Origin of the sequence: Cupriavidus agavae (assembly GCF_004217045.1) — a bacterium.
GTDB lineage: Bacteria > Pseudomonadota > Gammaproteobacteria > Burkholderiales > Burkholderiaceae > Cupriavidus > Cupriavidus agavae.
Genome location: NZ_SGXM01000006.1, coordinates 1 through 13,963, shown reverse-complemented (window position 1 = coordinate 13,963; position 13,963 = coordinate 1). Strand labels below are relative to the sequence as shown.

Below are 13,963 nucleotides of genomic sequence, written 5' to 3'. Positions count from 1 at the left end.
GATGATCGTCAACATCCATGGCAAGACGCTTGCCTTTGGCATGAACTGGCGCACCCTCACGGGCAACGCGCCGGCGCCGGACCTCGCGGCGAAGGTGGCAAAAGAAGTGAAAGCCGCCCGCATTTGGCACGACGGTGCGGCTTTGCACATGGGCTACCTCGCACCGGAGGATGCGCAGACCAAGATCAAGGACAAGATTTACTCCGCAGCCGTCGCCATCGCACGCATCCCCGATCTGTTGCCGAACGTGCTGTTCGCCTATCGACTCGAGAACGCCGGCGCCCACGTCGGGTACTTCGTGTGCGGCATTCTCAAGGGGCGCCCGCGCGTGGGCTTTGATCGGGTCATTGCTGACGAAGCCACGCTTTCTGACGTGGTCAAGGACTTCGCACAGAAGGCAGGCGGGCCGTTCCGCTTGGCCGGCAATCTGCCGGAGCTGGCGCAGCTTGTCAGCGGCACGGCGGCTCTGAGTTTCGTCGAACTGCACCTCGATGCCATCGCGGCAGCTGCCGATTCCCATGCGGCACTGCGCAAGCCGAGCGCGGCCGCCACGAAGAAGCGGCTGGCGACGCTCGCCATCATCGGTGTACTGGCCGCTTTGGGCGGGAAGTACGGCATGGCCGAGTACCAGGCGTACCAGATTCGCAAGAACCCGCCGCCGCCACAGAAAAGCCCGGCAGAGCGCTATGCGGAAGACATCCTGGCACGCTCGGCAGTCCCGTCAGCCAGGGCGGCTGTGGCCATCCCGGCCTTTGCCCGCTGGTTCGCCGAATCCGTCCCGGTCGTCGTCGGTGGCTGGAAGCTTGCGACGCTGACCTGCAAGGCGGTCGTAACGCCCACGGGCGAATGCGAGGCCGTCTACAGCCTGGACGCGAGCAAGAGTGGCGGTGGCACGCGTGGCGCAACCAACACCACCTTCGTGGCCGATATGCCGGACGTCTTTTCGAATCCGCGCTTTGGCAAGGACGACAACGATGTGACGGTGACTGCCACGGTGCCGTTTGGACCGCCGACATCGTTGGGCAAGCTGCTCGAGTCGCTCCCGAAGAGCATGGCATTGCGCACTGACCTCGGATCGACGCTGCAACTGATGCGCCCGGCCACGACCAAGGCCGTTTTCAACGAATTGGTGCCGTTTGGTGCGATCCCGCCGGAAGGGTTCAACTCGGTGCCGGCGGTCTACCGGATCGCATCTTGGGAGATCGATGGTCCGCTGCGCAATGCCGGAATGCTCGCCGCCCTTCCCTCGAACGTGTCGGTGAGTGAACTGACCCTCACGGTCAAGCTGGACGCCGATCCGTCCATCAATGACTCCAAATTCATGATCGAAGCCAAGGGCGACGCGTACGCGCGGGACTAGGAGAAGCACCAATGAAACGATTCACGACCATCCTCCTCACCTGTCTGGCCGCGAGCGCCGCGCACGCGGATGGGGTCAAGACCGTCACCCAACAGCTGCTGGAAAAGGACGCCCAGTTGGCCCTGCAGAAGCTGGATCAGGACCTCGCGAAAGGTAATCCGGCACCGACCTCGGTTGCGGCGGCCCTGGCATCTGCCGAGCAACGTGCACATGAGGCGCCCAAGACTATCGCGCTCTATGGCGTGGACGGGCGAGCAGCCGGGCTGCCGATGGCTTTGCGCAGCTACGTGAAGTGGGGCGATCAGGTCTATGCGGCAAAGGTCGGAGGCTCGGTGCGCGGATACAAGGTCGTCTCCATCTCAGAGTCGGGGACCAAGTTGGTCCGGGGCAAGCAGACGATCAACGCCGCCAAGGTGGACGAAGACGCGGTCATCCTTGCCGGTGAACAAGCTGGTAGCGAGATGCGCTCGTCCTCGAAGCCAGCCGGCCCGCTGCCAGTGCCCGGCGCCACCACCGGCGTGAGCCCGTTTCCGCCCGCGATGCCGCTGCCGTTGCCGCTCCCGGTTGCCCCGGCTGCGCCCGCCCAGCCGGCGCAGGTTGGTGCTCTGCCGGCCGCCGTAAGCACGGCCAAAGGTTAATGCCCGTCATGCGATTCTTTAACAAATCCAAGTCTCTGATGCCGGTCTCTGGCGGCGGGATCACCGTGCTCTCGGGTACAGGTTCGGTCGTGCAGCCGTCGGTGGCAGTCGAACCGGTGCTTGGCGCCGCAGAGCCGCAGGCCATCCCAACTGCCGAGATCCGCACGACCGACGATCTGCCGTCGTTCGTGCGGGTCATCTATGACGAGCTGGGTATGGCGCAGTCGTTGCGCCACCAGCTTTGCCCGGTGCTGGTCGAGGAGGGCGTAGGCGGTGCGCGCGGGAAGTTTGCGCTGATCCTGCTCGCGGAAATGCAGCATTCCGACGTGACCGAGGAAATCCTCCGGCAGTCGCGGCTGCACTACGAGCCCGCCACGCCCTTTGTCTATACGGCTGCACCGCAGGTCATGACGGCGCTGTCGCGCGGCGTCGAGGGCAGGGCGCGCCGGGCTGCCACGGCCGTTCCCGGCGCCCGCAATGCGAATGCGCTCTGGCAGACCTTCCTCGCGGCCGCGCAGTTTGCCTTGCGCGAGCAAGCGTCGGATATTCACTTCGAGGCCAAGGACAACAGCGATCTCTCGCAGATCCGCTTCGCCATCGATGGCCATCTCGTTTCGCCGCCCGAGTTCCAGATCCGCACCGGCGACCTCTTGGATATGCTGGGCCATGTCTGGCAAAAGGGCAAGGGCGGCTCACAAGGCATGTTCAGTCGCATCCTGCCCCAACAGACGAGCGTGCGCGCGGAGGTCGATAGCGTGCCGCTGGTCTTCCGCTGGGCGTCAATGCAAAGCGCGGACGGCCACGTCACGGTCATGCGGGTCAACCGCGAGAAGGCCACGACGAACGAGGTCGACTTCGTCAAGGACCTGGGCTTCTTCCAGCAACAGGCCGACGTCATCGACCGCTGCACCATGCAGATGGGCGGTGGCGTGGTTCTGGTCGGCACGGTCGGCTCCGGCAAGACGACCACGGCGCACGCCGTCATGCAGCGCCTGCCCGCTTGGATGAACAAGATGTCCATCGAAGACCCGGTCGAACTGATGGCACGCGGCACGCACCATTTCTCGGTGTCTCGGCAATTGGACGGCGCGAACCGGGAAGACGACCCGTTCATCGTGGCCAAGCGTCAGCTCAAGCGGATGAATCCCCACTTCGTCATGATCGGCGAAGTCAGAGACTTCGAGTCGGCCGGGCTCTTCCGCGACGTGGCGGGTGCCGGATTGCGTGCCCTCACGACAGTCCACGCTCCCTCCGCCGTTGCGGCGACGGACCGGCTGGCTGATAGCGAATTGCGCATTCCGCGCAGCGTGCTGGCTACGCCCGGGTTCGTGAATCTCTACGTGTATCAGGCGCTGTTGCCGAAAACGTGCGACTGCGGCCACCACGGGGACGAGGCAAAGCATATCCTGGGTGCGGCGAAGCTGCACCAGATCGAGAAGCTCTTTCGATTCGATGTGGACGGTATCCGCCTGCGCCGCCTCGAGGGGTGTGACAAGTGCCGGCGCGCTAACCTGCCGGATCTGAACGGCATCCGCGGCCGGGTCATGGCTGCGGAGATGTTCGAGCCCGACGAGCTCGACCTGATGTTCATCCGCGATGCTCGGGCCATTGAGCTGCAGGCCCATCAGCGCGAGAAGCGCGAGACCGGCTTCGATGTGCCTGACTGCACGGGCAAGTCAGTCTTTGAAGTCGCCATGTATCACGTCTACGCCGGCACGGTTGACCCGCGCGAAGCCGAGCGCATTCTGTCGCTGGATGGCTATGAGCAACGCCTCAAGCGCATGTTGAATCGCGTGCAGGGAGGTGTTGCATGATGTCCCGTATCAAAGCGCTGATAAGCGGCCGTAAGTCGCACAGCCACACGACCGTGCGAACCACTGCCTCTGTGGGTCGCTTCCCGGACAAGCTCTGGCGCGCGCGCTTCGAGTTCGGGGCAAAGCGGGCCGACTATTACTATGACCTGGCCATGCGCATCGAGAAGATGCCAGGCGAGCCCATCTCGAACCACTTTGCCAAAGACGCAGCGCGCCGTGCTGGTGAGCCACTTGGCATGCTTGCATCGCTGTGGCTCGCACGCAGTGAAGGCCTGGACGGTGAAACGCAGGAATCGCGGTTGGCGGAAATCCTGCGCGGCACCGTGCCGGATGAAGACCTCGCAATTCTCGCTGTGGCGGAACAGGGCGGCGACCTGAAGCAGGGACTTTTCAAGCTGGCCGAGAACTTGCGCGCGATGCACGATGCCAAGGCCAATATCGTGATCATGCTGGCGAGCGTCGGCCTGACGCTCATCATCCTGCACGTGTACCTGGGCGCCATGGCGTTCCTCGTCGCGCCGATGCTTGACAACAGTTTCGCCAGCCTGCTGCCGGTCGACGCCTATGGGCCGATCGCGAAGACGTTCCATTACTCGGCGCAGTTTCTCCGTAACTGGGGCTGGTTGGTGCTGGCCGGCGAACTCGCACTGGGATACTGGGTAGTCAAGGCGCTGAAGAACTACACGGGTCAGTATCGCCAGTGGCTCGACAACAAGGTCATTCTGTTCGACTTCTTCCGCCGCTTTCAGGGCGCCCAGTTCTTGTCCGCCATGTCGGCCGTCACGCAGCGTTTTGGTGGCGATTCGAAGAATCTGTCGCCAGCGTTGGATTTGATGCGCGAGCACGCCTATCCGTATCTCGCCCAACACATCGAGCGCATCCAGGTTGCGCTCGAGGAAAGTCCCAACGCCGGCGGCAAGATATTTGATACGGGACTCTTCGATCGGGACACCTCATTCCGCATCCAGGACATTGCCGAGTATGAGGACGACCTCTCGAAGATGCTGGGTACGGTCTCCAACACGCTGCTGCAGACCGCACCCCGCGAGCTTGAGCAGCGCGCGTCGTCGTTCAATCTCAAGGCATCGATCCTGCTGATCATCCTCATTACCAGCCTGGCCTTCATGCCCGCCTTCATGGCGCGGGAGCTGAAGTCCAGCATGCAGACCAACAGCATCCGCACGCATCAGAAAAGCATCAACTCGTCCGCCCTCCCATCCAACTGACAAGGAACAACGAAACATGGACACTCGCAACCTGCAAATCAACGCCGCAGAGCCCGAAACGGTCGCCCTCGATTCCAACGTGCCGCTCAACCAACTGAGCCGGGCCGAGCAATGGAAGCGCATTCGCAGCAACCCGCGTCTGCGCGGCCAACACGGCGGCATCCTCGACGAATACGGCTTCTACCTGTTGCTGGCGGCGCTGACCCTCGTTGCCATCCTGGTGCTGTTCTCGCACAACTCGGTGGATACGCAAGTGCAGCAGCTGACCACCGAGCTGAACAACGTCATGGGCAAGGTCAAAACGAACTACCGCGGCCAATACAGCAAGGTGTCCGTAACGTCGCTGATCGACAACGGCGTCTTCCGAGACCTGACCACGATGACCGATACGGGCGGCACGATTTCCGTGCAGCCGGGCGGCGGCACGCTGACCGTGGCGCCGGCGCGCCTGTTGAGCAACAACGATAGCGTGCAGTACACCGTTCCGAATCAGCCCGACGCCGCGTGCCCTGCGATTGTGGCGGCCTTCCAGAGCAGCGCCGGACGGATTGTGGTGAATGGCACGACGATCAAGGACGTGGGAGGTTCGGTGGACCCCAGCAAGGTGAAGTGTTCCGGCGACAGCAACACCCTCAACCTGTTCATGTCCTGACGCGGACGCGAGTCGTATAGACATGCCCGGCCGAGCGGCCGGGCTTTGGCATAGGAGAGCGGAAGATGTTGTTGAGTAATTACTCGATGGGCCTGCTGGTCGGCAGCATCGCCTTGGTGGGTTCGGTGGCCTGGGCCTACGCCGATCAGGAGGAAAACCTCGCGATGGCGACAGGCAACTACATGTCGAACATTGCGCAGGCGGCGAACACGTATACATTCGAAGCGTTCACGGCGTTGGCGAAAAGCCCGGCTGGGTCCACCAATCTCACCGTGGGCGGCAAGACCATCGGGGTGGCTGATCCGCTGCACCCGACAGTGCAGGACTTCATCAACTTCGGCTTGCTTCCGATTGGGTACTCGGACATCAGTCCGCTGGGGCTGTCGTTCAAAGTCACCCTTACCCCGACGAACTGCGCGGGGGACATTTCAGGATGTTCGATTCCGGGCTTGGTCTATTCGACGGAGGGATACCGCGACGCTTTCGGGCGTATTCGTACGGACCTGATGGGAGCCGCTGTCGTGAAGGCTGGCCAGGATGCCGGTGTGACCTTCGCCGAAACGCCAGCGACCATCACCGGTATGGCGGCTTCGTGGCAAGCGCCCAACCCCGTGGCGGGGCAGCCTGTCGGCGTCTTGGCAATGCGAATCGGTTCCAGCTCCCTGCTTGCGCAGTCGATGAACCAGTTCTACAAGCGCGATGGCTCCTTGAATTTGACCGGCGCGATGGACGCGAACAACCAGGCAATGAATCGCGTCGGAAACCTCCAGTCGAACGGTTCAGTGTCGGCGGCGGGGAACGTAGGCGCCGCAGGCAGCGTTACCGGCAATGTCGTTGCTGGTAACAATGTGCAATCCTATGGGAATGCAACGATCGCAGGAACACTTGGGGCGGCACAAGTCAATGCGAATGGGATCCAGTCATATGGGAATGTCGCCGCATCCGGCAACATGGTCTCGAGTGGATACTTATACGCCGGTGGCGCACTTGTACCGTCGGCCGGGGGTGGTCAGCAGGTGCAAGAGGGTTGGAGCTGTGCAGATCCCCAAGGAGCGATCCGCAGCGATCCAAACGGGAAGACTCTCTCGTGTCAGAACGGCTTTTGGCGCGCAGCGAGTGGATCGGCACAGGGCTCCGTTGTCGCAATGTGGAGTAACCCGTCGATCAATAGCCAGTGGATTGGCTGGGGGCTTTGCATCCTTTGGCCTGGTGGCCAAGGAAACGAAGCTGGCTTGGGTAACTATGGTCGGCCGTGCGATCCCGGCACTTACGCGTGGTTAGGCGGTGAGAGACTGAATAACTAAAACAGTTAGAGAAAGCGCAGTTCCAACAAAGAAGCCGGCTGGGCCGGCTTCTTTGTTATTGGCACTTCAGAATCACGATCCCTGTCACATCTCCGCTGGACGGAGTCGGCATGGCGTAGCCAATTGCGAGATATGGCGAGGCGGTATTCGTACCCAAGGTCTGCACGTGGTGAAGTACACCATTCGAGTTAAACAGACCATTGAGAATGGTTCCCGTGACGGTTGCTGTGGCGTTCGCATCCGAGCCGATCGAGACATCGAGCGAGAACCGATCCAACGTGGCGTAAGTGAGATCGACGACGGCTGTGGCAGAGTTCAGCTTGCCCGGCGCGAAATTTCCGCTAATCGCCGTAGGCCGCGTGCTAGCTACTGCCGAGCAGCTTGCCTTAACGTCAGGTGCTCCCACGGACAAGTCCGGGATCAGCTTCAAGGGCTTTCCAACTGCGTAGTGATCGCCTTGATTCACGCTCACATTGCCGATGGAAGATGTACCGTCGGTCCAGCGACCAATAGCGAAGTCCCCATTTCCGCTAACGTCGACGACTTGGCCGTTCGTCAGGGTGATCAGGCTGTTCGCATCGATGCCGACCTGGGTGTACGCACCTTCAGCCGTCGCTTTCTGCAAGGCGGCGGGGAATGCTGCATGAGAGATCGACTGCAGGACCGGACGGGTGGACGTCTCGGTATGGGGCACAAACACGACCGCCAGCGGATCACCTGCAACTGCCGTCGCGCCACCCTGGACCGTGATTGCCGGTGCCGGCGGCGTCGGGTTGCTCGGCTGTGCCGGAGTGGAGCCGCCGCCGTCACCGCCACCACCGCCGCAAGCGGCGAGGGCGAGCACGGCAGCAGCCGAGAGAGTGGAGAGAGCGATATTGGTCTTTTGCATTTCTTTCTTCCTCTGTTGTTCAGAATGGACCGCGTTTCGATTCGAGACGCTTGATTCCATCCTACCGACTTGATCCGCATGTCAAGCCGGCGAAAAATCATCGACCGCGATTATTCAATGCTGCCTGGATCTTCCTGTCAGTCTTGTATTGGCTTAGCGCGTAACTCGACCAGATCGCAGCCGGAATCCAACCAACGACGGTGAGCTGCAGGATCAAGCAGATAACTCCGGCAAACGGGCGGCCAATCGTGAAGAATTGAAACCACGGCAGCAGAATGGCAAGTAGCAGGCGCATCGTTGCAAGTAACAAAATTGACAAGCCCGCAAGGATACAAGATTGCGGACCGTAGATGTATCGGTCGATCAGGGACGGCTCTGAACCCCCCAGGTGGGGGGTTACATGGAGCGGTAGAGCGTCGTACCACAGTGATTGCAGATGTGGTACTGCCGGACCTTGATGAAAGCCTGCTCGCGCCAGACCCGGATGCTTCGAGACCCGCACCGATTGCAGGACATTCCACCGGCAGCGTTTCCGGGGTTGGCCTTGGCGTATTGCTGGGCAGTGGGAGGGCCGGGCCGGCTTAGCACCAAAGCGATGACTCCGAACCACGAGAAGACGGTGCAGGCGATAGTCCAAGCCCATATCGATCGGCCCTGCTCTTTGGATAGCCGGAAGCCCAGATAGGCAGGGAGGATGTAGGCGAGGAGGTAGAAGAAAAAGTCGAACAAGGTAATCTCCTATATTGCACGTGACGATGGCTTACTTGCGACGACGGTTACCGCCTCGCGTTGCCATCAACGATCCATTGCAGCAAGGGCAGGTGAACGAATGCATCAGCTCGATTTTCTCCGACGAGTTCGAAGCAAGGTACGGAGTGCCGCATTTTCGGCAAGGCCATACCGCAAGTTCCTCGTTCATTGCCATCGAGCGCGCCAAGTGCATGGAGCGCTCGGGCGGGACCTTGCAATCCTCAGCGAAGAATGCCTTGTTGACATCCATTGCAGCGACGAAGCTCTCCGGCGTCGATACCTCGCATGCCACGGCGGCCCGGAACAGCCACATCTGGAACGTCGATTGCACCCGGCGCTGCGCATTGTCGATGAACCAGGTCAGGGAGGAGGGCGGCTGGCCGGACGGGGAGGACCTGCCGTGAATGCGCTTATAGGCGTCTCTTGCCGCCTCAAGGCTCGTGTTGAAGAGAGAGGACACGCTTTTCGCGCGACAGCCGAAGTTCAGGAACGCCTCGAATAAGGCGTCACGCACGAAATTCTCGAGTCGAAACTTGCCCCAGACTTCAGAGTGCGGAAGCCGATCGGTCCGCAAGGGGGCCGTTTCCATCAGCGAATGCGCGATGAGTTCGCGTGTCAGGCGCCCGGCAAGTGTTTCCAGCCAAAATAGCTCGTCGGTGAATCGCCATTGGAACAGTGGCACCAGGCGTTCGGAGATCGCGACGTCCATCTCGTGTTGCGGGACGGACCGTAGATAGGCTGCCAACTCGTTGGAGATTCCGATCAACGGCGCAGCAAGTACCGACATGTTGAGCATGTCGTAGAGCGCGGTGATGTACGATCGGTTGGTGTGCTCAAGTGCAAGGCGCTCAACGACGGAGAGGTCCGGCAGCGCTGCTTGCAACCGGTCCATGGTGATCGTCGGCATGCTGCCTTCGATAAACGATCGCCAGTCTGCAACGGACGAGAGCGTGGGCGCGAACGCAAGGAATGGTGTGCAGAAGACCTTGTTGGCTTGCGTCTGATCGCTTCGCAGGGCAAGCAGATTGTCGTGCGTCACGCGAAACACGCCCTCCAGCTCGGGACGTACCGCTACGGCGTTCACCACATAGTTGCTGATACGGAGGTTGGCCGACAGGGCGCGATCTTGGACCCAGCTTGGCAGGATGAATTGCTCAAAGATCGAGCGCGATGGGTTGCTTTGCATGTCAGGCTCCGGTCAGACCGATCAGTTCGTTGTGGAAGGTTTCAACAGTGCGGCGCAGGGAGAGCAGTGCCGGCCCGTGTTCCTTCTTCTTGATGGACTTGATCGTTGCGCGAAGCTTGTTCAGGGCGTCGTCAAGGTCGGCGCAGAGGCCGTCAATGCGAAGCGATGTACTACGGGAATCGGCCGCCTTGGACTCGTGGCCTTGAATCTGAACATTTAGCTCCCCAAGCTGCTGCTGGGCCTCCCTCAACTGCGCCTTTGCTTCATCGAGTTGCCTGTTTGCGTCGATGACCGCGTCGGCCACGCTCTTGTACTCTGGCGGAATGACATCCACCTTGACTTCCCGCACTACCTCACGAATCTTCGACTCGGCGAGCGACTTCTGCAGTGCATTTTTTTCGACGGTCAACCGCGACACGAGGACTTGCAGCGATTCAACGGTGTTCGCCTGGGAGCTTAGGGCTGCAGTGGACCGATCCAGTTGCTCTTTCTGAGCCATCTTCTGGGCGTCCGAGGCGTTTGCCTGCTCACGCATGGCCTTCATCTGGGCTTCCAGGTCACGCTGTCGTTCAAGACTCTCGTTGAGCTGGTCCTCCGCTGCCTGGAGTGTCGCCATGACGCTGTTCAACTCCTGATGCGTCTTGCGAGACCATTCGATGTAGGGAAGGATGTCCTTGCGCGAGTAGGTTTCGTCAGCTTTGCGCGCCTCGATGAAACGGTGAATCTCATCCTCCGTAATATCCGCTCGCTTCAGGATGGTGAGTTCCCCGAGGTTCAGGAAGGTGATGGCATCTGCATTGTCCGAGAAGTGGTGGAAGGCTTGAAGGTACTTGACCGCGGACCCCCGCGAGATGTGCAGCACCCTCGATGCGAACGCGTAGAGCAGACGATCCGCCTCCCCCTGCGCGCGCTCTTCGCCGAAACGCTTTTGGCAACACGTGAGGATGGTGTGGTAGATCTGGAAGATGCGCGAGCCGATAGCGGTGTGTTCGCTGAGTATCCGTCGGCGAGAGAGCTCGATTTCCTGAGCCGCCTGGACAATCCGGCCGATGGCGGCGCTGTCAATGAACTCACCGAGTTCGCGCACCGCGAGCTCGCGCAGCGAGCCTGAGGCGCTGGGTTGGACAAGGTCGAACTTTGCCTTGTCGTCTTCGTTTCCTTTTTTTGTCATTCTGTTGCCCCGTCATGTAGGAGAGAGATGCGGACCCATGTGCCGCCACTCCTTCAACCTACCACTCGATAATCAAAGTCAAGTGAGACGAAAACAGATGCGGCGACCGCGGGAAGCTTATGACGATGTCGGGTACCAGTGAGCGCCGAAAGAGAGGCAAAAGCATATCTCTTTCGAAAGTCAATGCCGAATCAGTGGTGCTTCCCCCTCTCTTTTAACGACCCGGGTTTAAGCAATTGAAGGTATGTGCCACTTCAGCGAGGCTTTCCTGTATATACAGCATGCCCCCCCCCAAAATTTGCTTAAGAAATAGTCAATCCTGAGCGTGAACCCAATCGCCGTTTCCCAACGCGTGCGCCATCATGAGGAACATGTTCCCATCAAAAATCGCGAAAGCTCAGCCCGGAGGGGTCTGATTCGCAGGTTTGGTGCGCCGGCGGAAGTCTTGTCACGCTCCGCATTCGGGTGTAAAGTCGGCACACCTTCTGCGTCTACGACGCATCGATATCGCGGTTGCCAATCCGGCTCGACGCGGGCGCTCAGCAGCGCGCCCTTATGCGTACCGCACATTTCCATTCTGCCGTCCACCGATAGCGCTTTTAAGACAGCTTCTGCATGTCTTAAGCGCGTTGTCAGTGTGTTTCGCGCCTCCATGGATTCCTTGCTCATCCGAGCATCGATAAATCGCCTGGCATCCGCCAGGAAATCCCCTTAAACGTTTCTCGAGAGAAACCATGGAATCCTTTGCCAATAACCTGATCAAGCGTCCGCTCAAGCTTTGCGCATGGGCGATGGCACTGTATGTCGCATCGCAGTCGATCATCGTCGCCATGTTCGTAATGGCGGTCCTTTTCTTCTACCTGAAGGAAAAGGCCGTTCAATGGAGCAAGGTCGTTCCCGCCGCACCAAAGGTCGCGACGTCGGACAAGCCTGAGAGCAAGACCTCGATCGTGGAGCCGACGCGGCCCCCTGAAACGCAGTACGAGCGTTCGGCTGTTGTCACGCCCATTCGTCGCACCGGATCGGATAACCGTTCCTAGTCCCTAGCCGCCCGTTCGCGGGCGGCCCTCACCACCTGTCCCGGGTATCCGTTACCCGCCGGCAGGTGGGTCTCCGGATGTCCGTGCGGAGACCTTATGGAAACCACAACCGCAGGTTGGCAGTTGGACTTCTTTGGCGAAGCGGCGGCCATCGTCGTGACGCCACCGAAGATTGATCCTCTGCCTGACCCATCGCTATGGAGCGCCTCGGTTCGGGAGCAGATGGTCGATGCGCTCATCAGCCTGGCTTGTGACAGTCGCCGCGGCGATAACATGCCGGAATCTCTGATCGATTGCGCAGACCTGTTACGCGATCGAATCCGCAGCAAGCCGTCGTTGGACCTGGAGGACTACTCCATGACCCTAGGCTGGATCTTCGGCTACTGGGACGGCGCATTGCCATATACCTACGTCTGTGCAGTGTGCGGCGTCAGTCCGGAGGTGCTGCAGGACGTGATTCTGAACAATGCCCGCCTGAAAGCCGACCTCGATGAGGTGCGCAGACAGTGCTGCGGCTCTCTTCTCTGAATCCCCATGTCACTTTTCATTATCCTCAGACAAGCTGCCACGGCATTGCTTGGTCACAAAGCTGCGCCCTCCCAGCCCGCGAAAGTCCACGTAGGCACGGGCGGAGACAATGAGTTTCAGATTCACATCTCTGGCGTTCCGCATCTCTTCCGAGACGAAGGGGACCGCGTGGTCCATTTCCGGGCGGAGTTCCAACGTTTGATTCACCACACCGCCTTTGGCGACAAGGTGCTGCCCGAGGTCGTTCCCCGTTGGATCAAGGTGGGCGTGCATGATGCACCTGACGACACCCCCCAGTCCGTCGCCGAAAAGGTCGTTCGCGATGCCAGGCTCAACGCAGATGCGCGGGCGCAGAATGACGCGAAGGCCAAACGGCCGCGTGCCGACACCCAGTTCGTGGAAGAGGTGACGGCCGACGATGCGCGCCAGCCGCGCGGGGTCTCGCAAGCCTCGTCGTCGACCTATACCGTCGGCACGCTGGTGGAATGGGGCGAAATGGAATTCCCGAATCGCAAACCTGATGGCAAGCGGACCTACAAGTCGTTCGCGGTGAAGCTGGATACCGGCGCGGGAATCAAGACCCTGCAGGGCGAGGGCTTGAAGGATGTCCTGGCTGATGCCCGATGCAAAGTCGGAGAACGGGTGGGCATTAAGCGTTTGCACAAAGAGAAGGTTCCCGCATTCGACCATCTGAGCGGTCGCCCCATCAAGGACAAAGCCACGGGCGAGCAGAAGCTCTGGGATCGTTGGGTGTGGTCGATCAATCGTATTCATTGACAGGAGATTTTATGGCATCCGTAAACAAGGTCATTCTCGTCGGCAACCTCGGCGCTGACCCAGAGACACGCTATCTGCCAAGTGGCGACGCAGTGACGAACATTCGCATCGCGACTACCGACCGTTACAAGGACAAGCAATCCGGCGAGTTCAAGGAAACGACCGAGTGGCATCGCATCGCCTTCTTCGGAAAGCTGGCCGAGATCGCTGGCCAGTACCTCCGGAAGGGATCTTCGGTGTATGTCGAAGGCCGTATCCGCACGCGCAAGTGGCAAGATCAGTCGGGCCAGGACAAGTACAGCACTGAGATCGTTGCCGATCAGATGCAGATGCTTGGTGGTCGCCAAGGCGGTCAATCAGCTGAGGACGATGCGGGCGAGGGCGACAGCCGTCGCGCGGGGCCAGACCAGTCCCCACGCCATCAGCGATCGGCCGAGCGCGGCGCCAGTACCCGCCATGCACAGCAAGCCGGCAGCTACGGCGGTGGCGGTGCACAGCGTGATGGTTTCGACGGGTTCGACGACGATATCCCCTTCTAATGGTCCGTAAGTAAAAAGTGTCAAGATCAACCCCGCCTTTGTGCGGGGTTTTTGCTTTTTAATCAGGACCTTATCGGCGGTGGTGCTTT

At 60.4% G+C, this 13,963-nt stretch carries 15 protein-coding genes; 10 read left to right on the top strand and 5 right to left on the bottom strand.

The window, feature by feature from the left end; translation table 11 throughout:
• Window position 1: 1 nt before the first annotated feature.
• The 6 genes from EV147_RS19025 (at window position 2) to EV147_RS19000 (ending at window position 6,994) form a co-directional block, all read left to right on the top strand.
• Window positions 2-1,360 (top strand): type 4b pilus protein PilO2, encoded by a 1,359-nt coding sequence (locus EV147_RS19025; protein ID WP_130392809.1) that lies wholly within the window; start codon window positions 2-4, stop codon window positions 1,358-1,360.
• A gap of 11 nt (window positions 1,361-1,371) precedes the next feature.
• Entirely contained in the window at window positions 1,372-1,998 is a 627-nt protein-coding gene (locus EV147_RS19020) for a hypothetical protein (protein ID WP_130392808.1), read from the top strand.
• 8 nt (window positions 1,999-2,006) lie between these two features.
• Window positions 2,007-3,812, top strand: coding sequence for an ATPase, T2SS/T4P/T4SS family (locus EV147_RS19015; protein WP_130392807.1), 1,806 nt, complete (start codon window positions 2,007-2,009; stop codon window positions 3,810-3,812).
• Window positions 3,809-5,038, top strand: coding sequence for a type II secretion system F family protein (locus tag EV147_RS19010; protein WP_130392806.1), 1,230 nt, complete (start codon window positions 3,809-3,811; stop codon window positions 5,036-5,038). The genes EV147_RS19015 and EV147_RS19010 overlap by 4 nt, the downstream gene beginning before the upstream one ends.
• Window positions 5,039-5,054: 16 nt before the next feature.
• Entirely contained in the window at window positions 5,055-5,690 is a 636-nt protein-coding gene (locus EV147_RS19005) for a type 4 pilus major pilin (protein ID WP_130392805.1), read from the top strand.
• 65 nt (window positions 5,691-5,755) lie between these two features.
• Window positions 5,756-6,994: an adhesin gene (locus tag EV147_RS19000; RefSeq protein ID WP_130392804.1), complete on the top strand. Its 1,239-nt coding sequence runs from the start codon at window positions 5,756-5,758 to the stop codon at window positions 6,992-6,994.
• 55 nt (window positions 6,995-7,049) lie between these two features.
• Here the strand turns inward: EV147_RS19000 and EV147_RS18995 are convergent, their stop codons facing one another.
• The 5 genes from EV147_RS18995 to EV147_RS18975 form a co-directional block, all read right to left on the bottom strand.
• A complete protein-coding gene (locus tag EV147_RS18995; protein WP_130392803.1) occupies window positions 7,050-7,883 on the bottom strand; it encodes a hypothetical protein in 834 nt (277 codons plus the stop codon).
• 97 nt (window positions 7,884-7,980) lie between these two features.
• Window positions 7,981-8,178, bottom strand: a complete 198-nt coding sequence (locus EV147_RS18990; protein ID WP_130392802.1) for a YqaE/Pmp3 family membrane protein — start codon at window positions 8,176-8,178, stop codon at window positions 7,981-7,983.
• A 101-nt stretch (window positions 8,179-8,279) separates the two neighbouring features.
• Window positions 8,280-8,612: a hypothetical protein gene (locus EV147_RS18985; RefSeq protein WP_130392801.1), complete on the bottom strand. Its 333-nt coding sequence runs from the start codon at window positions 8,610-8,612 to the stop codon at window positions 8,280-8,282.
• Between the two features lie 31 nt (window positions 8,613-8,643).
• The gene (locus EV147_RS18980) at window positions 8,644-9,819 is read right to left on the bottom strand and encodes a FlhC family transcriptional regulator (protein ID WP_130392800.1); all 1,176 of its coding nucleotides are present in this window, start codon (window positions 9,817-9,819) and stop codon (window positions 8,644-8,646) included.
• Between the two features lies 1 nt (window position 9,820).
• Window positions 9,821-10,990 (bottom strand): hypothetical protein, encoded by a 1,170-nt coding sequence (locus EV147_RS18975; protein ID WP_130392799.1) that lies wholly within the window; start codon window positions 10,988-10,990, stop codon window positions 9,821-9,823.
• Window positions 10,991-11,724: 734 nt separating this feature from the next.
• On the opposite strand from EV147_RS18975, the gene EV147_RS18970 reads away from it, so the two are divergent.
• From EV147_RS18970 to ssb, 4 genes are all read left to right on the top strand, one after another.
• On the top strand, window positions 11,725-12,030 hold the full coding sequence (locus tag EV147_RS18970) for a hypothetical protein (protein WP_130392798.1): 306 nt from the start codon (window positions 11,725-11,727) through the stop codon (window positions 12,028-12,030).
• Window positions 12,031-12,126: 96 nt separating this feature from the next.
• Window positions 12,127-12,558 carry a hypothetical protein gene (locus tag EV147_RS18965; RefSeq protein ID WP_130392797.1) on the top strand — a complete coding sequence of 144 codons (432 nt, stop codon included), beginning with the start codon at window positions 12,127-12,129 and terminating at the stop codon, window positions 12,556-12,558.
• A 6-nt stretch (window positions 12,559-12,564) separates the two neighbouring features.
• Entirely contained in the window at window positions 12,565-13,335 is a 771-nt protein-coding gene (locus tag EV147_RS18960; protein ID WP_198680294.1) for a hypothetical protein, read from the top strand.
• Window positions 13,336-13,346: 11 nt separating this feature from the next.
• Window positions 13,347-13,874, top strand: a complete 528-nt coding sequence (gene ssb, locus EV147_RS18955) for a single-stranded DNA-binding protein (protein WP_130392796.1) — start codon at window positions 13,347-13,349, stop codon at window positions 13,872-13,874.
• Window positions 13,875-13,963 lie beyond the last annotated feature (89 nt).